The organism is Paenibacillus sp. FSL H8-0548 (genome assembly GCF_038630985.1).
GTDB lineage: Bacteria > Bacillota > Bacilli > Paenibacillales > Paenibacillaceae > Pristimantibacillus.
In genome coordinates this window covers 3,268,962-3,291,956 of the sequence record NZ_CP152049.1, presented here as the reverse complement: position 1 = coordinate 3,291,956, position 22,995 = coordinate 3,268,962, and the positions used below count along the sequence as shown (strand labels likewise).

Here is a 22,995-nt window from a genome sequence, read left to right as displayed (position 1 = left end):
AAACCTGCATCGTTAGCTAGCTGCATCCACCGCTTCCGCAGCTGCATGACCCGCCGCTTCCACAGCTACCGCCGCCTTTTGCCTTCTCATTTCCTGGAACTTTGATATTGTCGGAAACCGACTCAGCGATCATCCGAGATACATCATAAAGCATCTCATCTACAACCTGCTCTGCGGATTTAAAGCGGTGAACGCTTTCTATCTCGCTAAGCTCTTGCTCTATTTTTTTTACTTTGTCTTTCGCTTCGTTGTAATTCGGATGAAATCGTCCAAAGCGCTCGCATTCAACAAACAGCTCCTTCGCTTTCTCGAAGCGTCTTGTTATTTGCTTTACTTCCTCGTCCTCATTCACAACCGACTTCCAATATAAATATTCGGCAACTTCCGCCGATTGATTGATCCAATCCCCTAGTTCATACGCACAAAGCAGCAGTGACGCCATATCGAGAGAAGAAACGCCGCCTTGCGGTTGCTCCGACTGAATAGCTGTTAAACCTTCAGCAGTTGGCATTCATCCACCTCATTTCCATTCGCTAATTTCTAAACTATCATATCATATTCACTTAACCAATAGATAGAGATTATATTGAAGTATCCTGTCCTGGAATTACTAGCCGCATTTCCTCCCACATATCCGGAGTGAGCCGAATAGATTGACGCTGCGGCTCATTGCGTAAAATTCCAATGACAGCCCATCCTTCACTTTGCTGCTCAAGCCGCTCGGGAATAAACGAGCGAAGCTCATGCTCTATTCGCAGCTGCACCGGAGTTTGCCATTGCAGCGCTTGCTCAATGAGCTCCCTTCTAGTGGAATGATGATAGGCTCGCAGCTGCTTTATCCACATCGCCGGCACTCGTTCCCTTTGAGCTGCGGTTGGAAAGCTTGCTTGACTCGGGTTTTCACTCAGCTCAAAATGATGCAGCGGAAAGGCTTCATAGATATAGGTCGGCGCAGCTCTATTCGGCTCCAAGGCTGACCTGCGTTCTGGCAGTATTTTACCAACAGCTTCTTCTATGTTAATTATCGGATAACCTGTACCTTCGCTCTCGTCATTTGACTGGATCGCCTTGCGGGGAGAATAGCCGGATTCCTTCAGCAAATTTCTAATTTCGGTCACTCGAGACTTTTGAACTATAAAATCAAGAGAGCCTAGCTTTTGCAGAAGATACGGTGACAGTGACAGATTCTCCTCCACTACTGCAGCCATTGCCGAGTCCACACAGTGCAGCAGTGTAACCTCCGCGAATTCCACCCGGCAAGCTCGACTTGTCCATACCTCAAGCGATGCCTCTACAGCGGCATGCAGTGGCTCACCGCCGGATAAAAACAATAGAAAAGCTTGAATACCTGATCTTGTTCTGCCATGCTCCATTGCCTCGGCGATTGCGGCAGCCTCCAACCGATAAACAGATACCTGTTCATCTGATTTTTTTTGCGCAAGCAGCTCCAGCTCCCACCTTATCCAGAACGGACACTGAGGTTCAACCATTATTTCTCCATTAGGCTGTATTACAGCATATGGAGAGGTGTTCTGGTTTATATCCACAATCTCAGCTCCCAAAGGTGCAGCAGTCTTCCATCTAAAAAACAGCTGCTTATGATCAGTGCTAAAGCAATCAGCTACCTCCAGCCAGCCCAAGCTATGCCATAGCCCATACCAGCGCTGCAAAGCTAGATCATCAGCCCGCTCTTCCCCATCACTAACAAGGACATTGGCGCTATGCAGCATAAAATTCATATGCTGCTCGGCATACCATTTGCCTGCTTCCAGATCCGTCAATACCGCTGCCAAATGTGCACTCTCTCCACTCGCTGGCAGCAGTAAAGCAAGCAGCCAGCTCATTAATTGCTGCTCTCGTTCTGCTTCCTCAAGCATGAGCCACCGGCTCAGTCTGTCCTTGTTCCATTTCATTGTGCCCTCATCTTGTTCAAGCAAGCCTGCAGCAAGGCTTGCTTCCAAAATAAAAGCAACGGTTAATGGATAGCTTTCCGGGTATGACCATTTTAAATGAAAGGCGCCTAGCCAGCGCTCGTCGAAATCAATGGATTGCAGCAGCTTGCTGACTGTTTTTTTCGGAAGCGTACCGCTTGCCGTAAGCTTTAAACCGCTGCGTCCTAATGTCACAAGTGCCGCGAGCAGCTGTCTCCCGAAAGGTCGACAATAAGGTCTGATGTGGCCATTCATCAGATCTTCTTTTTGCTGCAGCGATATCTGCTCCGCATGAAAGGGAAATATTGCTCTTTGCCAACTAGAGAAGCTTTCCAGTGGTAAAAAATACAAACGTTCCCCCCATGCTTTACGGACGGAAAACAATATACCTGCTGCTTCCAGCTCGGCTAATCCCAGCTGACATTCTGCACCAGATAAATCAGTACGCTTGCGTACCTCTTTCACAAGCTGCTCTCCCTCAACTGGAGCTGCAGCAAACAGACGCAGCATTTCTTTCAGCACCCCCGCTGCGCAAGGGGACAGCAAATGCGCCGCTTCCTGAATCATTTCTTCGTTAACTGCTGCTGCTTCCCATGTCCAACCTTTTTGACGAGCCAGCCTCCATACAGGCGACTGTATAAATTTTTCGATACGTTCTATTGAAAGCTTTCCAAGCAGTGATTTTATTCTCATAGAGCTGCCGTCTCCTCCAACTCAGTTTCAGCAGCCGGCTTGCTTATTCGCTCATACTTATAGCCCTGCTCCAGCATAAAAAGCTGTCTTTTCATCGCAAACTCGACTTCTTTCGTTTCCTCGGTCACTATCGTATAAAACCAAGCATAATTGTTGCCGGGCTTAGGCCTTAGCAGCCTACCTATTCTTTGCGCCTCCTCTTGCCTTGATCCGAAGCTGCCGGATAGCTGTATAGCTACAGCCGCATCAGGCAGATCGACGGCAAAATTAGCCACCTTGGAAACAATCAGCACAGAAATCTCTCCTGTTTTAAAACGGTCATAAAGCAGCTGCCTCTCCAAATGAGAGACCTCTCCTGTGAGCACAGGAGCCCCAAGCTTCCTAGACAGTTCATGCAGCTGATTCAAATACTGTCCAATAATTAAGGTCGGCTTACCTGCATGCTCCTGTAATAATTGCCGAACCACATTGATTTTCGCAGGATTCTCAGCGGCAAGCCTAAGCTTTGAGCGAGCGGTAGCCTGAGCATAGAGCAGCTCTTTATTTTTATGGAGCGGAACTCTAATTTCAGTACATGTAACAGCTGCAATATGTGAGCCTGCCTCCGCAGTCTTCCATTGCATGTCATATTGCTTCGGACCAATTAATGAATAAACATCCTCTGCACAGCCATCCTCACGAACGAGTGTAGCCGTTAAGCCTAGCCGTCTAGTCGCTTGAATGTCTGCTGTCATGCGGAAAACCGGAGCTGGCAGTAAATGAACCTCATCATAAATAATAAGACCCCAATCCCGTTCAGAGAAAAGCTTCATATGTGTAAATGGCGCTGTCTTCGATTTCCGATGCGTTAGTATATTATAGGTGGCGATTGTTACGGGACGAACCTGCTTGAGTGTGCCGCAATATTGGCCAACCTCCGCATCCGACAGCGATGTTTTATCCAGAAGCTCGTCCTTCCATTGCTTTACGGAGGTGCTGTTCGATGTAAGAATAAGTGTAGCCCTGCCTAGACGGGCTAAAGTGGCAATGCCTACAATGGTTTTACCCGCTCCGCAGGGCAGCACGATGACGCCGCTCCCCCCCTGCACAGTTCCCTCTTTGTAGAACTGCTCAACAGCTGCATACTGGTAGTCCCTTAATTCAAATTTGCGTTCGCTTCGCGTGCATGACTTCAGCTGTACAGACAGCGCTTCTCCAGCATGATAACCCGCTAAATCAATAATGGGATAACCCAAACGAGTCAGCTCCTGTTTCAACAGCCCTCGGACGCTAGTATTCATCTCCCAAGCAACCGTTGAAAGCTTTGCAGTAACATGGCTTATAATCGACTTATGCTCAATCAGCTCATTCATCATCATTGCGTCTCCATGCAAAATTAATCGTTCAGACTCTAGCGACAGCCAAAGCTTCCCATATCTGCCGATCAGCTTCCGTATGGCAGCCTCTGCTTGAAGCGGAAGCTCATACCGCCCGTAGTCGACGAGCCAGCCGATAATATCGTTTGCCGTTATGCCTGCTGCTGCTGCATTCCAGAGCGTTAACGGCGTCATTTGATACGTATGTATATTTCCTGCTCTTCGAACCGCATCCATGAAGAGAACCAGCTTATCCCTCGCTTGCTGCGCTTCTGGCATACGCTCATCAAGCAGCACCATCAAATTCGATTGAACAATCAATGGCTTATCGTTAAGATCGTGCATTATTCTCCTCCTCCAAGGTTTGCGGAGCAAACCTACTTCGTAAGCATAAGCCAAGGTTTGCGCAGCAAACCTGCTTCGTAAGCATAAGCTAAGGTTTGCGCAGCAAACCTGCTTCGTAAGCATAAGCCCACAACTTCCTTATCCTTACAGTATGAAGAGTTCAACACTTTTTTATGCTTATCTCCCGTACAAGCGGTACGCGATTTTTTTATGCAAAATGTGTTATAGTAAATAAAAAGCTCCTATTTTGACCGCACACCGGGCTGGAGGTACTACATCAATGAAAAGAATGATTATAATTCTCCTCATGCTTGCTTGCATCCCGCTTGCCAGCTGTACGGCCATCTCCGAGCTTTCGTCGAACGTGATTCAAACGAACCAATGGTATCAAGTAGACCGTGTTATTGACGGTGATACCTTTAAGATCAAGACGGGTTCAAGTGAAGCGACGATTCGTCTGCTATACGTAGATACGCCGGAAACAAAGAAGGCTAATGCTCCGGTAGAGGAGTTTGGAGCAGAGGCAACTGCTTTTACAGAGAAGCTGCTCTCTGAATCGCAAGAGGTTAGACTAACCTTCGACAAGGAGCTAACAGATCAATACGGCCGAACGCTGGCCATCGTCGAGCTAAAGGATAGCCGGATATTAAACGAGCTTTTGCTGGAAGAAGGCTTGGCTAAGGTACTCATCGTTGAGCCCAATGTCAAGATGGAAAACACATACAAACAGCTTGAGCAGCAGGCAAAGCTCGCTAAACACGGGATTTGGAGCAACGCATCCGAAATCACTAATACCGAATTCCCCATTAAGAAAGCAATTGAAAGCGGTATTCTTATCGAGGTAGATAAGCAAGCTGAGCTTGTTACCATTACGAATACTACAAACAATGACATTCAATTGGATGGCTGGAAACTTGTCAGTGTTCGCGGCAATCAAACATTTCCTTTCAGGTCTTATATTTTAAAGGCAGAGCAGCTAGTAATTATTTCTTCCGCGGATGAGACGATATCATCAAATCACGACGTCTTGCTGTGGGGAGCCTCTAATATTTGGAACAATAAGGAATCAGATCCTGCTGAGCTTTATAACCAATACAATGAGTTAGTATCCGTCTGGGAAGACGAATAGCAAGAAACTCAAAAGGCTGCCCGATGCGTAACGTTACGCATCGGGCAGCCTTTTTGGCATGGATCGTTAAAATAACTCGCAGCTTCAATCATTATGAGGATGCTCTTATGCCCTCTGCGTAATCATCTGCCATCCCAATAAGAAGCCTTGCAGCTTTCAGCATAGCATTCTCTTCGATATCAAACTTAGGATGATGATGAGAGAAGGTTGCACCGCAGCTCTCATTTCCGGCTCCAACAAATATGAAGCACCCGGGTACCTTCTCTAAATAATAGGAGAAATCCTCAGCAACAGTTATTGCTTCCGACCTTATCACAGAAGAAGAACCGAACAATCGCTCACCTACTTTAAAAAAACGTTCTGCTTCCGTCTCATCATTAACCACTGGCGGATATCCAATACGCATCTGGTAATCAAACTCAGCTCCATGCATCTGACATACATGTGTGACTAGCGATTCTAGACGTTCATGGATCATCCATCGTGTCTGCTCGTCAAAGGATCTCACGGTTCCCTTCAGCCTGCAGCGTTCTGCAATTATATTATTGGTTGACCCTGCTTGAAATGACCCAATCGACACGACTGCCGGCTGGAGCGGGTTTACACTGCGGCTAACGATGGATTGGACAGACTGCACGAGCGTTGAGCCAATCATAATGGCATCGATCGCTTGATGCGGCAATCCGCCATGCCCGCCGCGTCCGATGATATCAATAACAAACTCGTCCGCAGCGGACATAAACGGTCCCGGCTTGGAGGCAACTAAGCCGTAGGCAAGCGGCGTCCACAGATGCACGCCATAAATGGCATCCACACCTTCAAGCGCACCATCCTTAATCATCGGCAAGGCCCCGCCCGGCGTGACCTCCTCTGCCGGCTGAAACAGCAGCCTGCGTTCTCCGTTAATTAAAGCCCGATTAGATGAATAATAAGCCGCAATCGCCAGCATCGTAGCTGTATGTCCATCATGGCCGCAGGCATGCATGACATTCGGCACCTTTGATGCATAATCGCATGATTTCTCATCTTGAATCGGGAGAGCATCAATATCAGCCCGCAGCGCGACGACCGGCCCTGGCTTATCTCCAGTAATAATGGCAATGATTCCGTGTCCGCCAACGCCTGTTCTAATGTCGCAGCCTAGCTCGCTCAGCTGATCCGCGATCCAGCTTGATGTCACACGCTCATGAAATGACAGCTCCGGGTATTGATGGAGATGCCTGCGCCAGCGCACCATTTTTGGAAACAGCATCTCAAGCTCACGTTCTACAAAATCCTTTGTCTGCAAATCGCAAACCTCCTAACTTTCGAACAGATGATATCATTTCGTATAGTTTATCAGAAAAAAGCAGTATTAAGAAAGCTTATCCGTTATTGAATCATTTAGATGAATACTTTTCTTCAAAATGTCACTTTTGTTTGCTTCAAGTGATGGGAGTAAGGGTTGCGCTTGCAGGGGAAACATACTATCATGAGAAAAGAATGTACAACTCTGTCTTTTAATTGGGAGCATATGCTTACGAAGTCAGTTTTGCTTCACAAAACCTTTGGGAGGAACTACCATGATTATTGAAAATACCGGCTTAAACGGTGTTACAAGCGAACTCGACCATTTAGACGAATCTGCTGAAAAGGCTGGCTTTGTCCGTTGGCAGTGGGAATATTATCGTGCTACATACGATTTAAAACTAGAGGACCGGGCAAGCGGCTCCGATTATTATTTGAGAATTACTACACGTGCAATCGAAGGCAAGCTTGAATCGCCTCATGCCGTGCTAATTATTGAATCCGTCTACATCGGACGCTCCACTTTCCCGCATGGTCTTGAATATGAATCTCCGGTGCCACAGCCTATTATGAACATTGCAACACAAAGACTTCAGCAATTGAAACAACTGCTATCGTAACGGTGGAAACATGAAAGCCACGCAGAACGGTAGCCGTGGAAGACCGGACTTTCTGCTTCTCATTTTAACCCTTCTTCTCGTCGGCTTCGGGCTCGTAATGGTATTCAGCGCGAGCTCAAGCATAGCGGTCGTTACGAAAGAAGATGCCTTATATTTTACCAAGCGCCAGTTCATGTGGGCTGGTCTTGGTATTATGGTTATGTTATTTATGATGAATCTACGCTACCAGGTATTTAAACGCTTCTTTTTACTTTTTTTCATACCGGTAGTTATTATGCTTGTTCTCGTACTTTTTATTGGTCAAAATCTTAATGGCGCACGCAGCTGGTTCGGAATAGGATCACTTGGCATCCAGCCTACTGAGCCCGCTAAGCTAGCCATTATTTTGTATCTCGGTGCGCTTATTTCGAAGAAGGGCGATAAGTTTCGCAGCTTCAAGAAAGGGCTCCTGCCCGTTATTGTTATCGTCGGATTTATTTGCGGCTTGATTATGATGCAGCCGGATCTTGGCTCCTGCCTTGTCCTCGCTGCGAGCGCAACCGTTATGATCCTAGCAGGCGGAGCAAATTTAAAGCAGGTTTTTCTCTCCGGTACGATCGTATCGATGATTCTTGCAGTCGTAGTCAGCATTTCAATGGCTGTAAACCCTAATTCTTGGAAATACCGGATCGATCGGCTCACTGTATTCAGAGACCCGCTCAGCGACTCTCAAGATAGCGGTTGGCATCTTGTATCCTCGCTTCAGGCTTTCGGACACGGTGGATTGACGGGTGCTGGATTCGGCGAAAGCGTTCAAAAGCTGCATTATTTGCAATATCCTTATAACGATTTTATTTTTGCTATTATTGGTGAAGAGTTCGGATTCATAGGCAGCACCATTTTCTTGCTATTCTATTTAGTTTTTTTGTGGCGCGGGTTAATTGTTGCACTCCGTTGTCCAGATCAATACGGTACAGTAGTCGGAGTCGGCATCGTTGGATTAATCGCCATTCAGGCCTTTGTTAATATCGGCGGCGTTACAGCTACAATTCCGCTAACTGGGGTTACCTTGCCGTTTATTAGCTACGGCGGCTCATCGCTTTTGTTCTGTCTTATGTCTATGGGCATCTTGCTAAGCATATCTCGTGAATCCAATCGTATTGAGAATCAAAGCAACGCTCGCAAAATATAGGCGGAGTATGCATGTGAACTTTATAATTTCCTATATTCAAAAAAAACGGTACCTCTTAGTTATAAGAGATACCGTTTTTTGTCGTTTGTTGTGTACCTTCGCCTTATTTCAACCGCTGCTGTTGCTGCTGCGGCTCATCCAGCTCTTCTTCTTTAAAGGCAACGCCTTCTACCTTCACATTCACTTCCACAACATGTAGTCCTGTCATGTTCTCAACTGATTCTCGTACATTGAGCTGAAGCTGGCGACAAACCTCTTGAATCGGAATACCGTAATGAACGATAATTCGAAGATCAATTGCGGCTTCAGTCTGCCCAACCTCGACAGACACTCCTTTTTGCACATTTTTGCCGCTGAGGCGTTTAGCGAGTCCTTCAGAAATTCCACCTGACATTGCAGCTATGCCTGGTGTTTCGAGCGCTGCTAGTCCAGCTATCGTTGCTACTACATCATCAGAGATTCGGATAAGACCTGTTTGAAGATCTTCTGTCATGCGACTCACTCCTCATTTTGCCATATATAGCTATTATAACAGACAGACATTCACACAGCAAAGCCGAATCTAAGAAGCGACGAACGCCAGCCTCTGAGAAAAAAAGCTCTGTTTACGGTGAATATAAGCCCAGTATAAGTGTAAAATCTATATTGCATATGCATTGATGTCTTACGCCGCTACATATAGGTAAATTAAAGATAATTTTGCGTGCTTTTCATTTTTAGATATAGTGATGTTAGGTTTCCAGCAAATTGTGAAGAGGTGTTTGTTTTGAATCAAAAACTGTTTTTCTCCGGTTTACTCATCATGTTTGCGCTCAGCGGGATTGGTCATTATGCCCATTGGGACAACACGCTGCAGTTCATCATTTCAGCGATTGCCATTATTTTTGTGGCTGGTTTTCTAGGCAAAGCTACCGAAAGCGTTGCACATTATGCCGGTCAACGACTCGGTGGGTTTCTTAATGCGACCTTCGGCAATGCTGCTGAGCTCATTATCGCTATCTTTTTGATAAAAGCACAGCAATTCGACATGGTTAAAGCCAGCTTGACAGGGGCTATCATCGGAAACCTGCTGCTCGTTTTGGGGCTTAGCATTTTGCTGGGCGGACTTAAGTACAAGGAACAGCGGTTCAATCATCAATTGGCTGAACACAACTCTACCTTGATGATTATGGCTGTTATTGGTCTGTTTGTGCCAGCCGTATTCGTTGTGTCAGAGAAGTTCACTTTCGAGAAGGATCAATTTTTAAGTCTGGCTGTTGCAGGCATTCTGATTGTCTCCTACATTCTGTGGCTCATTTTCTCCATGTTTACACACAAGGATATGCTCTCCGATGAGGTAATGAATGCGGATCATGGAGAAGAGCCCGTATGGTCCAAAGGTAAGTCAATCCTGTATCTGCTCCTAGCAACGGTTATGGTGGCTTTTGTGAGTGAATGGCTCGTACATACTCTAGACGCCTTTAGCGAGAAATTTGGCCTATCTGAGCTGTTTATAGGGGCATTCGTCATTGCTATCATAGGGAATGCTGCTGAGCATAGCGCAGCTGTCATGCTGGCACTCAAAAACAAGATCGGCGCAGCCGTCGAAATTGCGATAGGGAGCAGCCTGCAAATCGCATTGTTCGTAGCCCCCGTGCTCATCCTCGTCAGCACCTTGTTTGGTCATACAATGGATATCGTCTTCACTCCGATCGAGCTGACTGCGATTGGCGTTTCTGTCTTTATTGCCAAATCCGTATCGCGTGATGGACGCACCAACTGGTATGAAGGCGTACTTCTCATTATGGTTTATATTATACTGGGCATTGCTTTCTATCTCGTATAAGTTCAGTCTGATCCAAGCACAAGCATTTAAGAGACAATAAAAAGAAAAGGATAACCTCGAAGCTGAGGCTACCCTTTTCTTTCTAATGCTTCGTATAGCATAGCTAAATTACGCTCTAGCCTGCTGACAATTTCTTTACCTGCATGCTCTGCAAGCAAGCCAGCCCGAACTGCAAAGTCAACCTCTCGCGAGAAGCCATACATCTGTGTATCTAGCACCTCTTCGTACAGCGGACATTGACGGGTAGTCAAATTTTCCATCTGGACTTCGATTAGCTTTTCTATTTTACTCGCATCTTCCTGAAGGAGACGAAGTGCTTTCTCATGCAATTGTACCGTAATTTCCGGTGAAGACATCGTTTTCCCCCCTGTGTGCGTATCCGCCGTCTTCTATACCCTTTATATTAGACGAAAAAGAGGGATTATACAAGATCAAAACAGAAAAGCGCCTCTTCAAAATATGAAGAGACGCTCATTCCATGAGATTACAATACTACTAGTCCGAAATAACGGTAACATTTAGGTTATGCTTAGTAAATACATTGTTCATAGCGGTCTTAGCTTCTTCAGCATCAGGACCGTGTACATGCAATTCATATGCATGACCGCCTACTAGTGTTGTGAATAGTCCGAGAATACTTTTAACATCGATATATTTGCTCTCGGCCTGCAGAACGATAGATGAAGTGAATTGGCTAGCCGTTTGGGAAATTTCTACAATAGCTGCATTGTTGGACATGGGAGATCCCTCCAGTTAAATTAGTAAAGCTTACCTTTGACATCATGATAACCTGAATTGTTGCATCCAGCAAGAGGGAAAATGCAAAACGCATTATTTTCCATTTCACAAATAGGAAATCAGCGCCGATATCAGCTGTTATTTTAAGTTATCGGCGTTCAAGCCTTCCAGCTCCGGCAATACGAATACACCATCTTTACGAATAAGCACATCGTCAAAATATATTTCTCCTCCACCGTATTCCGGACGCTGAATGAGCACTAAATCCCAGTGAATAGAGGAGCGATTTCCATTATCGGTTTCCTCATATGCCTGGCCTGGCGTGAAATGCAAGCTGCCCGCAATTTTCTCGTCAAACAAAATATCGTTCATCGGGTGTAAAATATGCGGATTAAATCCAATCGCAAATTCCCCTACGTAGCGTGCTCCTTCATCCATATCAAGAATTTCGTTCAATCGAGCAGTATCGTTGCTTTCTGCTTTTACGATTTTGCCATTCTCAAATGTAAGTGAAATATTTTGGAAGGTTACGCCGGAATACACGCTAGGTGCATTGTAGGCAATCGTCCCTTGCACTGAATCACGCACAGGCGCAGTGAAGACCTCGCCATCTGGAATATTGCGGTGGCCTGAACATTTTTTGGACCCAATATTTTTAATGGAAAAGCTCAAATCCGTACCTGGCGACACAATGCGAACGCGATCGGTTTTGTTCATCAGCGCCTGCAGCGGGTCCATTGCTCTGTCCATATTGGCATAATCCAAATTACAGACGTCAAAGTAAAAATCTTCAAACGCTTCTGTGCTCATATTAGCCAGCTGAGCCATTGATGCGTTTGGATATCTTAGAATAACCCATTTTGTTTTTTTGACTCGCTGCTCCATATGTACAGGATTCCGATAAAGCTGATCGTATAACCGCATATTAGCTTCTGGAATGCCTGCCAGCTCATTTACATTGTCACCTGAGCGGACTGCGATGTATCCCTGCATATTTTTCATACGCTCCAAATCCAGCGATGCCCACAGCTCCATTTGCTCCTTTGTCGCATGCTTTAATAAGCTGCGAAGAACAGAGCGGTCGCTTAATTCTACAAATGGTCGTCCGCCTCGCTTCGCAACCTCCTCTATTAAACATTTTGTCAGCTCTTTCTCTGAGCCGACCATGTCGATCAGCACATTTTCTCCAGGCTGAACGTCGATAGAGTATTCGACTAAGTTTTGTGCTAGTTTCTGTAATCGTGGATCACGCATGTCCATATCCTCTCCTTCTAACTTTCACAAGTGAATTTCACCCGTCAACTCCTTAATGGTAACATGGTTCAACGTCTATTGCACAGCATTAGTCGCCGTTCCGTTGAAGGCTTGAAAGCGAACAGTCGTGTATCTGGACTCTGAAACTGGCTGCTTCCCATACGTGTAGCTAAAAGTTGTTTTTTCCTCCATTTTGAGTGGAAGCAGTCGATCACGATCAATCGTCAGCTCGTATTCAGTCGCTGCCTCCATCGATTTCAACATGGTTTCTAATTGCTCTCGCGAATGAGCGAGCTCTGCCATCCATTCCTGGCGTCCTGGACTACCCTCGGCAGGTGCAGCAGCTACAAGCTCATCAAGCTCATTGCGCAGGCGCTGCTCCCATCTTTTCTTTGAGGTGTCCGAATGCTCTTTAATGAGCAGCGTGACCGTTTCCGACTCCTTCGTATCCGAAGCGGCTATGCGAATCTCTTCATTGTTATTATTTAAAGCTCCAAGCACTTGAACAGGGTTCCAATGCAATGGGTCCTCACTATTAGATTGTAAAGTGAGCTGCTTATGATCCACCACTTTGCCTTCAAAAATTTCCGGTTTAAACTCCAAGCCCGCTGCTGTTTTTATGCTCATGGACCCCGTAAACGCATATTGATCCGTTGCTGCGAGCCCCGAATAAGATAAGGAAAGCCATTCCTCTGGCGTTCGCTTAGCATCCACATTACCACAGCCAGTCATCGTTAAAAAAGACGAGATAACGATTATTTTCACAGCTATTGCATGCTTTCGCTTCATTCTTCACCCTCCCTTTATAAGCCGTTACTCTACTATCGTCCCTAACCGTACTGCTCCTTATTCCTAACCGTGGAAACAAGGTGAAACGGCTGTCTCCGTCCTTTGGCGGCGCCAGCGCGTTTCATCCCCAGAAATATAGAGAAAAGGATGCCATAAATGGCATCCCTAATTATCTTACCTATTCTGAAAGCATCAACTTTGTCTAATATAAATACAATTTCTCCCATTGTTCTTCGCTTCATAGAGTGCCATGTCAGCACGATAAAATAATGATTCTACGCTGATCTTTTCGTCCTCAAAGGTCCATTCCGACACGCCACACGATACCGTCACGACAGGCTCCGTTTCATTCTCAACATGAAGTCGTATACGCTCAGCTATCCGATAAGCCTGCTCTGCTTTAATTCCCGGGAGGTAAACAGCAAGCTCTTCGCCGCCCCAGCGTGCCGCAATATCTCCTTGTCTAATCGTGCTGCGAATAATTTCGCTTACCTGTATGAGAATCCGATCGCCTACTTGATGTCCGTACGTGTCGTTTACTCGCTTGAAAAAGTCAATATCCACAAGAATAAGTGCACCAAATACATCTTTGCGCTGACGTCTTTGGATTTGCTCATTTAAATAATGGCGCGCATGCAAACCGGTCAGATTATCTGTAATAACCATTCGACGCACCTCTGCATGCAAGGAAGCGTTGGTCACGGCAAGACCGATATGGGTGCTCATAACCTGCAGCAGTTTATAGTTCTCGTATGAGAAGAAGCTTGCGGCTTTGTGTGTCACCAAAATGACGCCAACAACCTCCCCGTCAACTAAAATGGGCGCTGCAATAAGCGATCTCGAGCTGGTATTGTCCATGAGCTTGGAGGTTACAACACGGGTATGCCAATAATCTGAAATAATTAGCGGCTCCCGTGTACGATAGACCATGCCGCAGAAGCCGTAGTCTGGTGAGAACACTTCGCTAGAAAGTGCAGAAAAGTTGCTTGACACCACAGCAAATTCATTTTTATCTTTGTTAAGCTGCAATATACAGCAATAATCAGCATCAAATATCGTCAAAAGCTCGCTCGTAGCAAATTGAAAAATCTCTTTTAGCTTCAGTGACTGGTTCAAGCGCTTCGTTAGCTCATTAATTAAACGCAGCTCATTAATAAGCAGATTAGATTGCTCATACAGCTTAGCGTTCTCGAAGGCGAACCCTGACGTATCCGCAAGTATGAGAAAGGCCGCTAAATCCGACTCGTCCCATTTGCCAGGACCAATGGTCATGTACAGCACTCCGTAAGCGGCCTGCTTACCTGTCATGGGCACTGCAAGCCGAAGCGTTCCATCCCGATCATGCTCTGTTACGGACTTTTCATTTAAAAATGCTTTTGCAACCGGATCATGCTCTATATTTTTGAATATGAGAGGCCTCACACGCGGATCCCCATTCAAATGATCCTGCGACAAAAATAAAACGACCTCAGAGCTAGGATAAAAGCTTTCCAAACTGCTCAGCAGCTCTGAGAGCACTGAGGAAACGTCAATTTGATTGTAAAGTCGTTTAGTCGCTTTAAATAACTCATCTCTTCTATCCGCTTCCTTGTCTGCCCGCTGCTGCTGAAGAAGAAGATCCTTTACGTAAAGCAATTCAAAATTCTGATAAAAGCAGCATCGAAAGTGACGGGCACAAGCTTGGAGAAGCGGTCGATCCTGCTGGGATTCGACTAGTGTCACATATGCAAAAACGCAAAATACCGATTTATCTTTTCTTCTATAAATCGGTATTGCTGTTATATACCTATTTTCTATAACTGTGCAGCCAGCTTGTCCGCTGCCTAGCACATCTTTAATTAGTGCTTCCAGTTCCGTACTATTATAATCGGCCTTATTTGTGTTGATGCATCCTGCTGCTGCAATTTCTTGTACAGCTTTATTAAACAACATAAATTCGCCAGTCTCGAACAAGGTCAGTTCTTCTGACTCACTTGCCCACTGTTGAAAACTGTTTTCTAATAATGGATTCAGCAAAGGCTCATCTGCATCGCTAATATCTTCATTATTAAACCAAACCGGTTGTGAATCTGCTGACGTAATCTCGATAGGTGATGTTTTACGATATGCAAAATTACTTTTCATTCGTTCAACCATGCAGCCCCAACCCTTCCATCTGCCAAATAAGGAGATGAGCTTCCCAATTGCCGCTAAATTTTATTATTATCATACTTCATTTTTGAGAATAATGCACTATCATGCTTGGAAAAGTATAGGACTTTAGATGCTATTTTCAATACTTTTAATTTCACACTTGAACCTTGACAACAACTACCGATTTCATATATTATTTATTGATGAATAGATGGGCGTACGGTTTTGTGTCACCCTCATGAAATACGTTCACTGCAGGCCAGCGGCTGACTAGCCTGACAGGGACGAGCATGCTCGGACGATGGACGTATTCGGCGAAACACAACCCCATTCACAAATTTATTTGATGAAGGAGTTAATATTACGTATGTCACGTTATACAGGACCTAAATTTAAACTAAGCCGTCGCCTTGGAATTTCTTTGAGCGGCACAGGTAAAGAACTAGCTAAACGCGCATTTCCACCAGGTCAACATGGACCTAACCAACGCAAAAAACTGAGCGGCTATGGCGTTCAATTGCAAGAGAAGCAAAAGCTTCGTCACATGTACGGTTTGAATGAAAAACAATTCCGCAACTTGTTTGACAAAGCGGCAAAAATGAAAGGTAAAGCCGGTGAAAACTTCATGGGCCTCCTTGAAAGCCGTCTTGACAACCTTGTTTACCGTCTTGGCCTTTCCAACTCTCGTGCAGGAGCACGTCAATTGGTAGCACACGGTCACGTAACTGTAAACGGCAAGAAAGTGGATATCGCTTCTTATAGCGTTTCACTAGGCGATGTAATCGGTTTGCGCGAGCGCAGCCGCAGCCTAAGAACAATTAAAGAAGCAATGGAAGGTCGTCATCACCTTCCGAACTACTTGGAGTTCAACGATCAAGCATTGGAAGGTAAATTCCTTCGTCTGCCTGACCGCGGTGAGCTTTCCCAAGATATCGACGAGAAACAAATCGTCGAATTCTACAGCCGTTAATATTGAAAAAAGCCTTGAACCCATTGGGTTCAAGGCTTTTTCTTGTCTATACGCTATATTACGATAGGTCAGGAAGCTTTGGTGCTGCAGGTGCAGGAATAATTTCAACTGGCTTCACACTTGGAGCTGGAGCAGTTAACGTTTTGCTAGTTAACCCTTTAATAAGAGCATTCACATCGATACCCGACACACTCTTCAGCATTTCTGGAGCTGTCGACATCAATGACGTTACATAGTTGCTTACCCTTGCAGCACCCTCGCCGTTGCCAGTATCAACGACTGTAAGCTTATCAATATTGCTGAGAGGCTCTGCTATTTTACCAGCAAGCTCCGGCAGCATTTTGACAATAATATCGAGAACCGCAGCCTCTCCAAATTTCGCAAAGGCTTCCGCGAGCTTCTCTTTCGCTTCCGCTTCAGCCAAACCGCGAAGACGAATAACATCGGCCTCAGCCGTACCCTTAGCTCTCTCTGCCTCCGCTACTGCCAAACCGTCCAATCGCTTCTGCGCAGCATGCGCCTTAGCTTCTGCTTCAATACGATACTGCACTGCATCCGCTTCACGAAGTTGCTTCGCTTTATTCGCTTCTGCTGCTTGTTCAACTGCGTAGCGATCCGCATCCGCCTTCTTCTTCACTTCTGCGTCATACTGCTTCTCCCGGCGGAGTATTTCTTTGCCCTCTAGATCAATCTCGCGCTCTTTACGTACGAGCTCTACCTTCATCTGCTCTTCGACAACGCTTTGCTTCGCACGAGCTTCTTGAATGGAATAAGCCTGATCCGCTTCCGCCTTTGCTGTATCTTGATCGCGTTTAAAGGAAGCAACCTTCATTTCCTTCTCCTTCTCCGCCTCAGCAATATTTGTATCACGAACAAGCTCAGCCTTCTGACCCGCCTCAGACGCAAGCGCTTTCTGAATTCGAGCATCCCGTACTGCCTCGGCTTCTGCAATTTCCGCATCCCGCTTCACTGCAGCAATTCTTGGCTTACCAAGCGCATCTAAGTATCCATGCTTATCTCGCAAATCTTTAATCGTGAAGGAAACGATCTGAAGCCCCATTTTCTTCAAATCTTTAGCTGCAACCCCTTGTACCTCTTGCGCAAACTTATCACGGTTTCGATAAACCTCTTCAACAGTCATGGAGCCCAGTATTGCGCGCAAATGGCCTTCAAGCACTTCCTGTGCCTCACTCTTCAAGGCTTCGGTGGGCTTGCCTAAAAATTGCTCTGCGGCCGTTGCAACGTCCTCAACTGCTCCACCTATTTTAATGATAGCGACCCCATCTGCCATAACAGGAACCCCTAGTTCTGTGTACACCTCAGGAGTTGAGACATCAAGCTTATGTGAAAGTAAAGATAGAAACTCGGCTTTTTGGAAAATAGGTAGAATGAACGCCCCTCCACCTCTAATAATTTTCACTTTGCGGCCCGATTCGTCCGTGCTTGCATGTTTGCTGCCAAGAAACGATCCTGTTACGAGCATCGCCTCATCCGGACTAACGGTTCTGTAGCGCGCCCAGAAGGCAAGACCAAGAACGACAAGAACTCCAACGACAATAATAGGTATAACCAAAGATTCTGGCATAAGTATAACTCCTCCCCACTGGTTGTTTTATAATAGGTCTATCTCCGATACATAAAGCGTGCTGTCCTTTACCTCTATTACTACGACCTTTGCACCTCCTGCAATATCAACGCCATCGAAACTCGCTGCGATTTGATTCGTATTACCGGCCCCAACCTTGACCATTACTTCCCCATAGCCCGAAGCAGGAATTGGAGTCAGCACTTCAGCGACCATGCCTGATAGTCCGTTAAGTGAAAACGCAATGGAGTTCTCACTTTGTTCCATCGGCTTGATATACAGAAAAAACACTGCTGTTCCTGCTATCAGCCCAATTAACAAAGCCATAATGACAATTGAAGCTGAACCAAAGACCGTATACTTCTCCAGCATGAGGCCAGCACCGCCAAATACGGTGATTCCACCTACAAGAGCAGTCGGCGACAGCCATGAATGACCGTCTAATGATAGAAAATCGAGCGCACCGTCGAGCGCTAGTCCCAACCAATCCCCGAAAACAACGCTAATGAGTGCATATAGAATTCCTCCGACTAAACAGGACATAAATAGCGTCTCCAACTTCATCCTCCTCTCATATTATCCCTTAGATGTAAGGTCTTCTGTTATTTAATACGTACAAAATGGGATTTTGTTTCCAAAAAAAAGAATTTTGTTGCTTTAACTAGCATTATAGCAAGCAAACACTCAAACGTCATTTGCTGTTTCTTCCTTTCCATTTTCACTTTGCCATACAACTTTTCTTTACTCGTTTGCGTATATATAGACATTGGATGATCACCGCGTAAAAGTCAAAAATCGTTAAAGTATGCGATACTTTGGAGATTTATGTTATAATAGGTGTGCTATTTGGAGGAGGAGTCATAATAATGCAAGAAGATCGTCAACCTACGCCAGTCAAACGAAGCAAGTGGCGTACTTTTGGAATTGTAACTTTTATAACAGTAAAATGGATGGTATATTTCGGAATCTTCATCGCTTTGCTTGCTGGGGGCGCAGTAACCGGCTATGTTGCAGCAAATGTGAAAAACGAAGAAATACGACCACGTACATTAATTGAAGAAAAAGTTGGCGAAAATGCAATTACCGGCTTCGTTTACTTCAATGATGAATCTCTTATTGGTCAGCTTAGAACATCAGAAGACCGAATGATTATTACATATGATGATTTACCGCCCCAGGTCATCAATGCCGTACTCGGTATTGAAGACAACAACTTTCTTGAACACAAGGGCGTAGACATTAATGGACTTGGTCGTGCGGTTAAACAAAAGCTTTTAAATGAAGATACACAAACCGGGGGAAGCACGCTGACCCAGCAGCTAGCCCGTCGCGTATTTTTAAGCTTAGACAAAACGGACAGTCGTAAAATAAAAGAAATATTTTTATCGCTGCGAATGGAACGATATTTGACTAAGAAAGAGATATTGGCAGCTTACTTGAACAAGGTACCGTTTGGTAACGGCAACAGCGGCTATAATTTATTCGGAATTAAAGCTGCTTCCAAAGGGATCTTTAATATTACTGATCTTAACCAGCTAAATATAGCACAATCCGCTTATTTAGCCGGGCTGCCGCAGCGTCCATCCGCGTATACAGCCTACACAGGCAAGGGACAATTTAATCAAGCAGGCTTCGACCTGGCGTTAGGCCGTCAACGGACTGTATTGAAGCGAATGTTCGAGACAGGCCGCATCACTCAGCAAGAATATGATGAAGCTCTCAAATTTGATATTAGAAAAACACTTGCTGAGCCTTCTGAGAAGGCCTACACCACCTATCCTTATTTAATGCTCGAAGCTGAGCGGCAAGCTGCAGAAATTATGCTGATGGAGCAAGACAGCAAATTAACCAAAGCTGATCTGAGAAAAAAAGAAAACGCTGCTCTCATCGAGGAAGCACGTGATCATCTCCTTCGCGGCGGTTATCATGTTTATACGACCATTGACAAAGATATTTATCAGCTCATGCGTGAAATTGGAACCAACGACGAAAACTTTACGCCTTACAGTGAGACTAAAGGATTAGAACAAATTGCTGCCATCATGCTTGACCATAAATCAGGTGCGATATTAGGAATGCTTGAAGGCCGTGACTTCTACGAGGAGCAGTTGAACTACGCGACTCAAATGACGAGACAGCCAGGTTCAACTATGAAAACATTGGCTGCCTATTTGCCGGCAATTGAAATGGGAATTATCCAGCCTGCTAGTATTATTGATGATGCACCGATCGTTCTCAAGGACGGTCAGAAAGGTTTTCATATTCCGATGAACGTAAACCGGAAGTTCGCAGGTTTAGTAACCGCACGCGAAGCTCTGAACCGTTCATTGAACTTGCCAGCCTTAAAAATATTCAATGAAGAAGTAAAAATCGAAAACGCATGGGAATTTGTCAAGAAGCTTGGTATTACAACACTGCAACCTGAAGATGCTTATGCACAAACCGGCGTTATCGGCGGTCTCAGCATCGGTGTATCTGTAGAGGAGCTTACCAATGCATACGGAGCCATTCCAAACAAAGGCGTTTTTAATGATGCATTTATGATTTCAAAGATTACCGATGCTAACGGTAAAATCGTATATGAGCATAAAGATGTGCCCACTCGTGTGTTCTCAGAGCAAAGCGCATTTTTGATGACCGATATGCTCTCGACCGTTATCTCAAGCAGCAGCGGCTCTGCCAACAAGCTAAAATCGCAATTCGATAAATACGGTGAAATTCCGATTGCAGGTAAAACGGGCTCAACGCAAAGCTATGGCGATGTTTGGTTCATGGGCTTCTCGCCTGATGTTACACTCGGCGTGTGGGCTGGCTACGAGGAACAAGTCAATTCCTTATCCGAGAACGGCAAAACACGAGCCCGTTCGATATGGGCATTAATTATGAACAAGATGGCAGAGACTAAGCCGGAAATATTCGTAACTAAAGAGTTCGAACGTCCAGAAGGCATCGTGAAGGCCACCGTTTCCAGTGCAAGCGGCCTGCTGCCAAGCCAGCTAACTAAGGAAGCAGGCAAGCTCGTAACCGACTGGTTTAATAAAAAGGATATTCCTAAAAAAACGGATGATGCGCTTGTCAAGATGGCGTATGTAACCTATGAAGGTGTTAATTACGTTCCGAATCCTGCTACGCCAAGCGATATGGTGAAGGAAAAAATCGTTATTAAACGTAAAAAACCACTGGATGTCCTAATGGATGAAATCAAAGAAGCGCAGTCGAAGCTGCCAGCAAGCAGCAGACGCGCGCTTGAGATATACTTGCCTGCTGACGCAGCAGACAACGCGCCATCTAAGCCCGATCCGCGTACTGACGACGGAGCAGCACCTCCTCCGCCATCAAGTGTTAAGCTGCAGTCGACTGATGGCGTGCTCATCTTAACCTTTAATAGTAGTACAGCAGCGGACGTAGTCGGCTATCGTGTTTACAGATCAACCGATCAACAAAAGTACGAGAAGCAAGGCGAGTCCATTATTTCAGATACCGAGAAGCGTATGAAGCTTTACGCATCTGCCTCTCAGAGCTATACGTACTATGTCACTGCAGTTGATGTTGTCGGCAAGGAGTCCGCACCAAGCCAGCTAGTTCAGTATGGCAACATTCCTATCGTCCCTGAGCCGCCTGTGAGCGATAATAATGGGGCTGGGAATGGAACGGGAACGGATACCTCAGTTCCAGCATCTGCTGCTCCAACGGGCCTGCAGGCAGTGAAATCAGACCTTAGCGTACGGTTAACCTGGGCAGCCAACAGCGTGTCTGATCAAGTCACACAATATCATGTGTACTACAGCTCAAATAACGATGGAAAATATTCAAAAATCGGCTCCACATCTGAAACTAGCTTTGAGTATGTTGCTCCGCTAATCTCCGGATCATTTTATGTAACATCGGAGAATGCAACCGGTGAGTCAGCTCCCTCCTCAAAGCAAACGGTTAGTTAAAACGGATTGTCCGATTAACAAGGTGAAACGCGCCGTCCTTATGGCGGTGGCGCGTTTCATTCCGGAGAAATATAGAGAAAGTATGGCGAATGGATATACTTTCCTATATTTGAACAAAAGGAAGCAGCCTTGCTAACAGGCTGCTTCCTTTTATTGTATAGATCATATTTTTTTATATCATATAGGAGGAATCCGTCTCAAATAATCGACTAATTTGCTCATAGTCCTCTCTCGATAATCTCCATCTTGCAGCAGCTGCATTTTCCTCTACTTGTTTTATCGTTTTGCCGCCAACCATAACTGCTGAAATTTCATTGCGATACAACAACCAATTAATCGCAACCTGACTTAACGGCTTACCAATCGACCGGGCTATACCTGTAAAAGTTTCGACGATCACAAGATTTTTGATAAACTGCTTATCAGAAAATAAGGGATTGAGCTGTTTGCGAACATCTGTCTCGGAAAGCCTTGTTAAATAGTTGAACTTGCCCGTCAACAAGCCTTGAGCCAGTGGACTGTAGGGGATAAAGCCTATATTTCTCTGCTTTGCATAAGGCAAAGCCGCATGCTCCACATCACGTTGGAACAGATTATATGTCGACTGCAAAGAAATAATTGGACTTACCGTTTGTGCTGCTACAAGCTGTTGAACATTGAAATTCGAAACACCAAGATGACGTATTTTCCCCTGCTCAACCAATTTATTTAAGGTTTCAAATATCTCCTCAATTGGAGTTTCATTATTGGAATTTGGCCAGTGCACCTGATATAAATCTATATATTCTGTATTTAGCCGGCGCAAGCTTTCTTCAATCTCACGAACAATTTTCGCCTTCGTTACATTTATAGTGAAATGTCCTTGATCTTTCCATAGCAGATTAGCTTTTGTGGCGATAATGACATGCTCCCGAAAAGGCTTAACTGCCCTGCCCAGTACTTCTTCTGAATGGCCAAGACCATAACCAGGTGCCGTATCATAGAAAGTAATACCTAGTTCATAAGCCCGTTGAATAGCAGCTATAACATCATCATCATCGACCTCACCCCAGCCAAACTTCCCCGCGGCGTACGAGCCGAATCCTATAACGGAAGGATAGAGCTCACTGCTGCCTAATTTACGCTTCTCCAACAAGTAAACCTCCTTTACTCAATAATTCCCATTAGAATACTATGACTAATTCAATTATAAATCCGCACAACTAAATGTCAAACCATTTTTTAAGTATAAG

Annotated in this window: 19 protein-coding genes; 6 read left to right on the top strand and 13 right to left on the bottom strand. The window is 45.3% G+C overall.

Going from position 1 to position 22,995, the window contains the following annotated elements; genetic code table 11:
- Positions 1 to 16: 16 nt before the first annotated feature.
- From MHI37_RS13650 to MHI37_RS13640, 3 genes are all read right to left on the bottom strand, one after another.
- Entirely contained in the window at positions 17 to 511 is a 495-nt protein-coding gene (locus MHI37_RS13650) for a YlbF family regulator (protein WP_076335398.1), read from the bottom strand.
- Between the two features lie 70 nt (positions 512 to 581).
- Positions 582 to 2,624, bottom strand: a complete 2,043-nt coding sequence (locus MHI37_RS13645) for a helicase-associated domain-containing protein (RefSeq protein WP_076335399.1) — start codon at positions 2,622 to 2,624, stop codon at positions 582 to 584.
- Positions 2,621 to 4,324: a DNA repair helicase XPB gene (locus MHI37_RS13640; RefSeq protein WP_076335400.1), complete on the bottom strand. Its 1,704-nt coding sequence runs from the start codon at positions 4,322 to 4,324 to the stop codon at positions 2,621 to 2,623. The genes MHI37_RS13645 and MHI37_RS13640 overlap by 4 nt, the downstream gene beginning before the upstream one ends.
- Before the next feature lie 280 nt (positions 4,325 to 4,604).
- Here MHI37_RS13640 and MHI37_RS13635 point away from each other — a divergent pair, with 280 nt between their 5' ends.
- Positions 4,605 to 5,453: a thermonuclease family protein gene (locus MHI37_RS13635; protein ID WP_076335401.1), complete on the top strand. Its 849-nt coding sequence runs from the start codon at positions 4,605 to 4,607 to the stop codon at positions 5,451 to 5,453.
- Positions 5,454 to 5,544: 91 nt separating this feature from the next.
- On the opposite strand, the gene MHI37_RS13630 is transcribed toward MHI37_RS13635, so the two are convergent.
- Positions 5,545 to 6,741, bottom strand: coding sequence for an amidohydrolase (locus tag MHI37_RS13630; protein WP_306010659.1), 1,197 nt, complete (start codon positions 6,739 to 6,741; stop codon positions 5,545 to 5,547).
- Positions 6,742 to 7,015: 274 nt separating this feature from the next.
- Here MHI37_RS13630 and MHI37_RS13625 point away from each other — a divergent pair, with 274 nt between their 5' ends.
- Both MHI37_RS13625 and ftsW read left to right on the top strand, forming a co-directional pair.
- The gene (locus tag MHI37_RS13625; protein WP_076335402.1) at positions 7,016 to 7,360 is read left to right on the top strand and encodes a YugN family protein; all 345 of its coding nucleotides are present in this window, start codon (positions 7,016 to 7,018) and stop codon (positions 7,358 to 7,360) included.
- A gap of 10 nt (positions 7,361 to 7,370) precedes the next feature.
- Complete coding sequence (gene ftsW, locus MHI37_RS13620) at positions 7,371 to 8,531, top strand: putative lipid II flippase FtsW (protein ID WP_076335403.1); 1,161 nt, start codon at positions 7,371 to 7,373, stop codon at positions 8,529 to 8,531.
- 103 nt (positions 8,532 to 8,634) lie between these two features.
- Here ftsW and MHI37_RS13615 read toward each other — a convergent pair whose 3' ends face one another.
- Positions 8,635 to 9,024 (bottom strand): Asp23/Gls24 family envelope stress response protein, encoded by a 390-nt coding sequence (locus MHI37_RS13615; protein WP_076335404.1) that lies wholly within the window; start codon positions 9,022 to 9,024, stop codon positions 8,635 to 8,637.
- A gap of 273 nt (positions 9,025 to 9,297) precedes the next feature.
- Between MHI37_RS13615 and cax the strand changes: the two genes are divergently transcribed.
- Complete coding sequence (gene cax / locus MHI37_RS13610; protein WP_076335405.1) at positions 9,298 to 10,356, top strand: calcium/proton exchanger; 1,059 nt, start codon at positions 9,298 to 9,300, stop codon at positions 10,354 to 10,356.
- 68 nt (positions 10,357 to 10,424) lie between these two features.
- Here cax and MHI37_RS13605 read toward each other — a convergent pair whose 3' ends face one another.
- From MHI37_RS13605 to MHI37_RS13585, 5 genes are all read right to left on the bottom strand, one after another.
- Entirely contained in the window at positions 10,425 to 10,712 is a 288-nt protein-coding gene (locus MHI37_RS13605; protein ID WP_076335406.1) for a YlaN family protein, read from the bottom strand.
- Positions 10,713 to 10,851: 139 nt separating this feature from the next.
- Positions 10,852 to 11,094 carry an HPr family phosphocarrier protein gene (locus MHI37_RS13600; RefSeq protein ID WP_076335407.1) on the bottom strand — a complete coding sequence of 81 codons (243 nt, stop codon included), beginning with the start codon at positions 11,092 to 11,094 and terminating at the stop codon, positions 10,852 to 10,854.
- Between the two features lie 138 nt (positions 11,095 to 11,232).
- Positions 11,233 to 12,348: an aminopeptidase gene (locus MHI37_RS13595; protein ID WP_076335476.1), complete on the bottom strand. Its 1,116-nt coding sequence runs from the start codon at positions 12,346 to 12,348 to the stop codon at positions 11,233 to 11,235.
- Positions 12,349 to 12,423: 75 nt separating this feature from the next.
- Complete coding sequence (locus MHI37_RS13590) at positions 12,424 to 13,137, bottom strand: hypothetical protein (RefSeq protein ID WP_076335408.1); 714 nt, start codon at positions 13,135 to 13,137, stop codon at positions 12,424 to 12,426.
- Positions 13,138 to 13,329: 192 nt separating this feature from the next.
- Positions 13,330 to 15,273, bottom strand: coding sequence for a diguanylate cyclase (locus MHI37_RS13585; protein WP_083676094.1), 1,944 nt, complete (start codon positions 15,271 to 15,273; stop codon positions 13,330 to 13,332).
- A gap of 364 nt (positions 15,274 to 15,637) precedes the next feature.
- Between MHI37_RS13585 and rpsD the strand changes: the two genes are divergently transcribed.
- Complete coding sequence (gene rpsD / locus MHI37_RS13580; RefSeq protein ID WP_076335410.1) at positions 15,638 to 16,240, top strand: 30S ribosomal protein S4; 603 nt, start codon at positions 15,638 to 15,640, stop codon at positions 16,238 to 16,240.
- 58 nt (positions 16,241 to 16,298) lie between these two features.
- Here rpsD and MHI37_RS13575 read toward each other — a convergent pair whose 3' ends face one another.
- Positions 16,299 to 17,825 carry a flotillin family protein gene (locus tag MHI37_RS13575; protein WP_076335411.1) on the bottom strand — a complete coding sequence of 509 codons (1,527 nt, stop codon included), beginning with the start codon at positions 17,823 to 17,825 and terminating at the stop codon, positions 16,299 to 16,301.
- Between the two features lie 27 nt (positions 17,826 to 17,852).
- A complete protein-coding gene (locus MHI37_RS13570) occupies positions 17,853 to 18,383 on the bottom strand; it encodes a protease (protein ID WP_179090153.1) in 531 nt (176 codons plus the stop codon).
- A 308-nt stretch (positions 18,384 to 18,691) separates the two neighbouring features.
- Here MHI37_RS13570 and MHI37_RS13565 point away from each other — a divergent pair, with 308 nt between their 5' ends.
- The gene (locus MHI37_RS13565) at positions 18,692 to 21,763 is read left to right on the top strand and encodes a transglycosylase domain-containing protein (RefSeq protein ID WP_076335413.1); all 3,072 of its coding nucleotides are present in this window, start codon (positions 18,692 to 18,694) and stop codon (positions 21,761 to 21,763) included.
- Positions 21,764 to 21,935: 172 nt separating this feature from the next.
- Here the strand turns inward: MHI37_RS13565 and MHI37_RS13560 are convergent, their stop codons facing one another.
- Positions 21,936 to 22,895, bottom strand: coding sequence for an aldo/keto reductase (locus MHI37_RS13560; protein ID WP_076335414.1), 960 nt, complete (start codon positions 22,893 to 22,895; stop codon positions 21,936 to 21,938).
- Between the last annotated feature and the right edge of the window lie 100 nt (positions 22,896 to 22,995).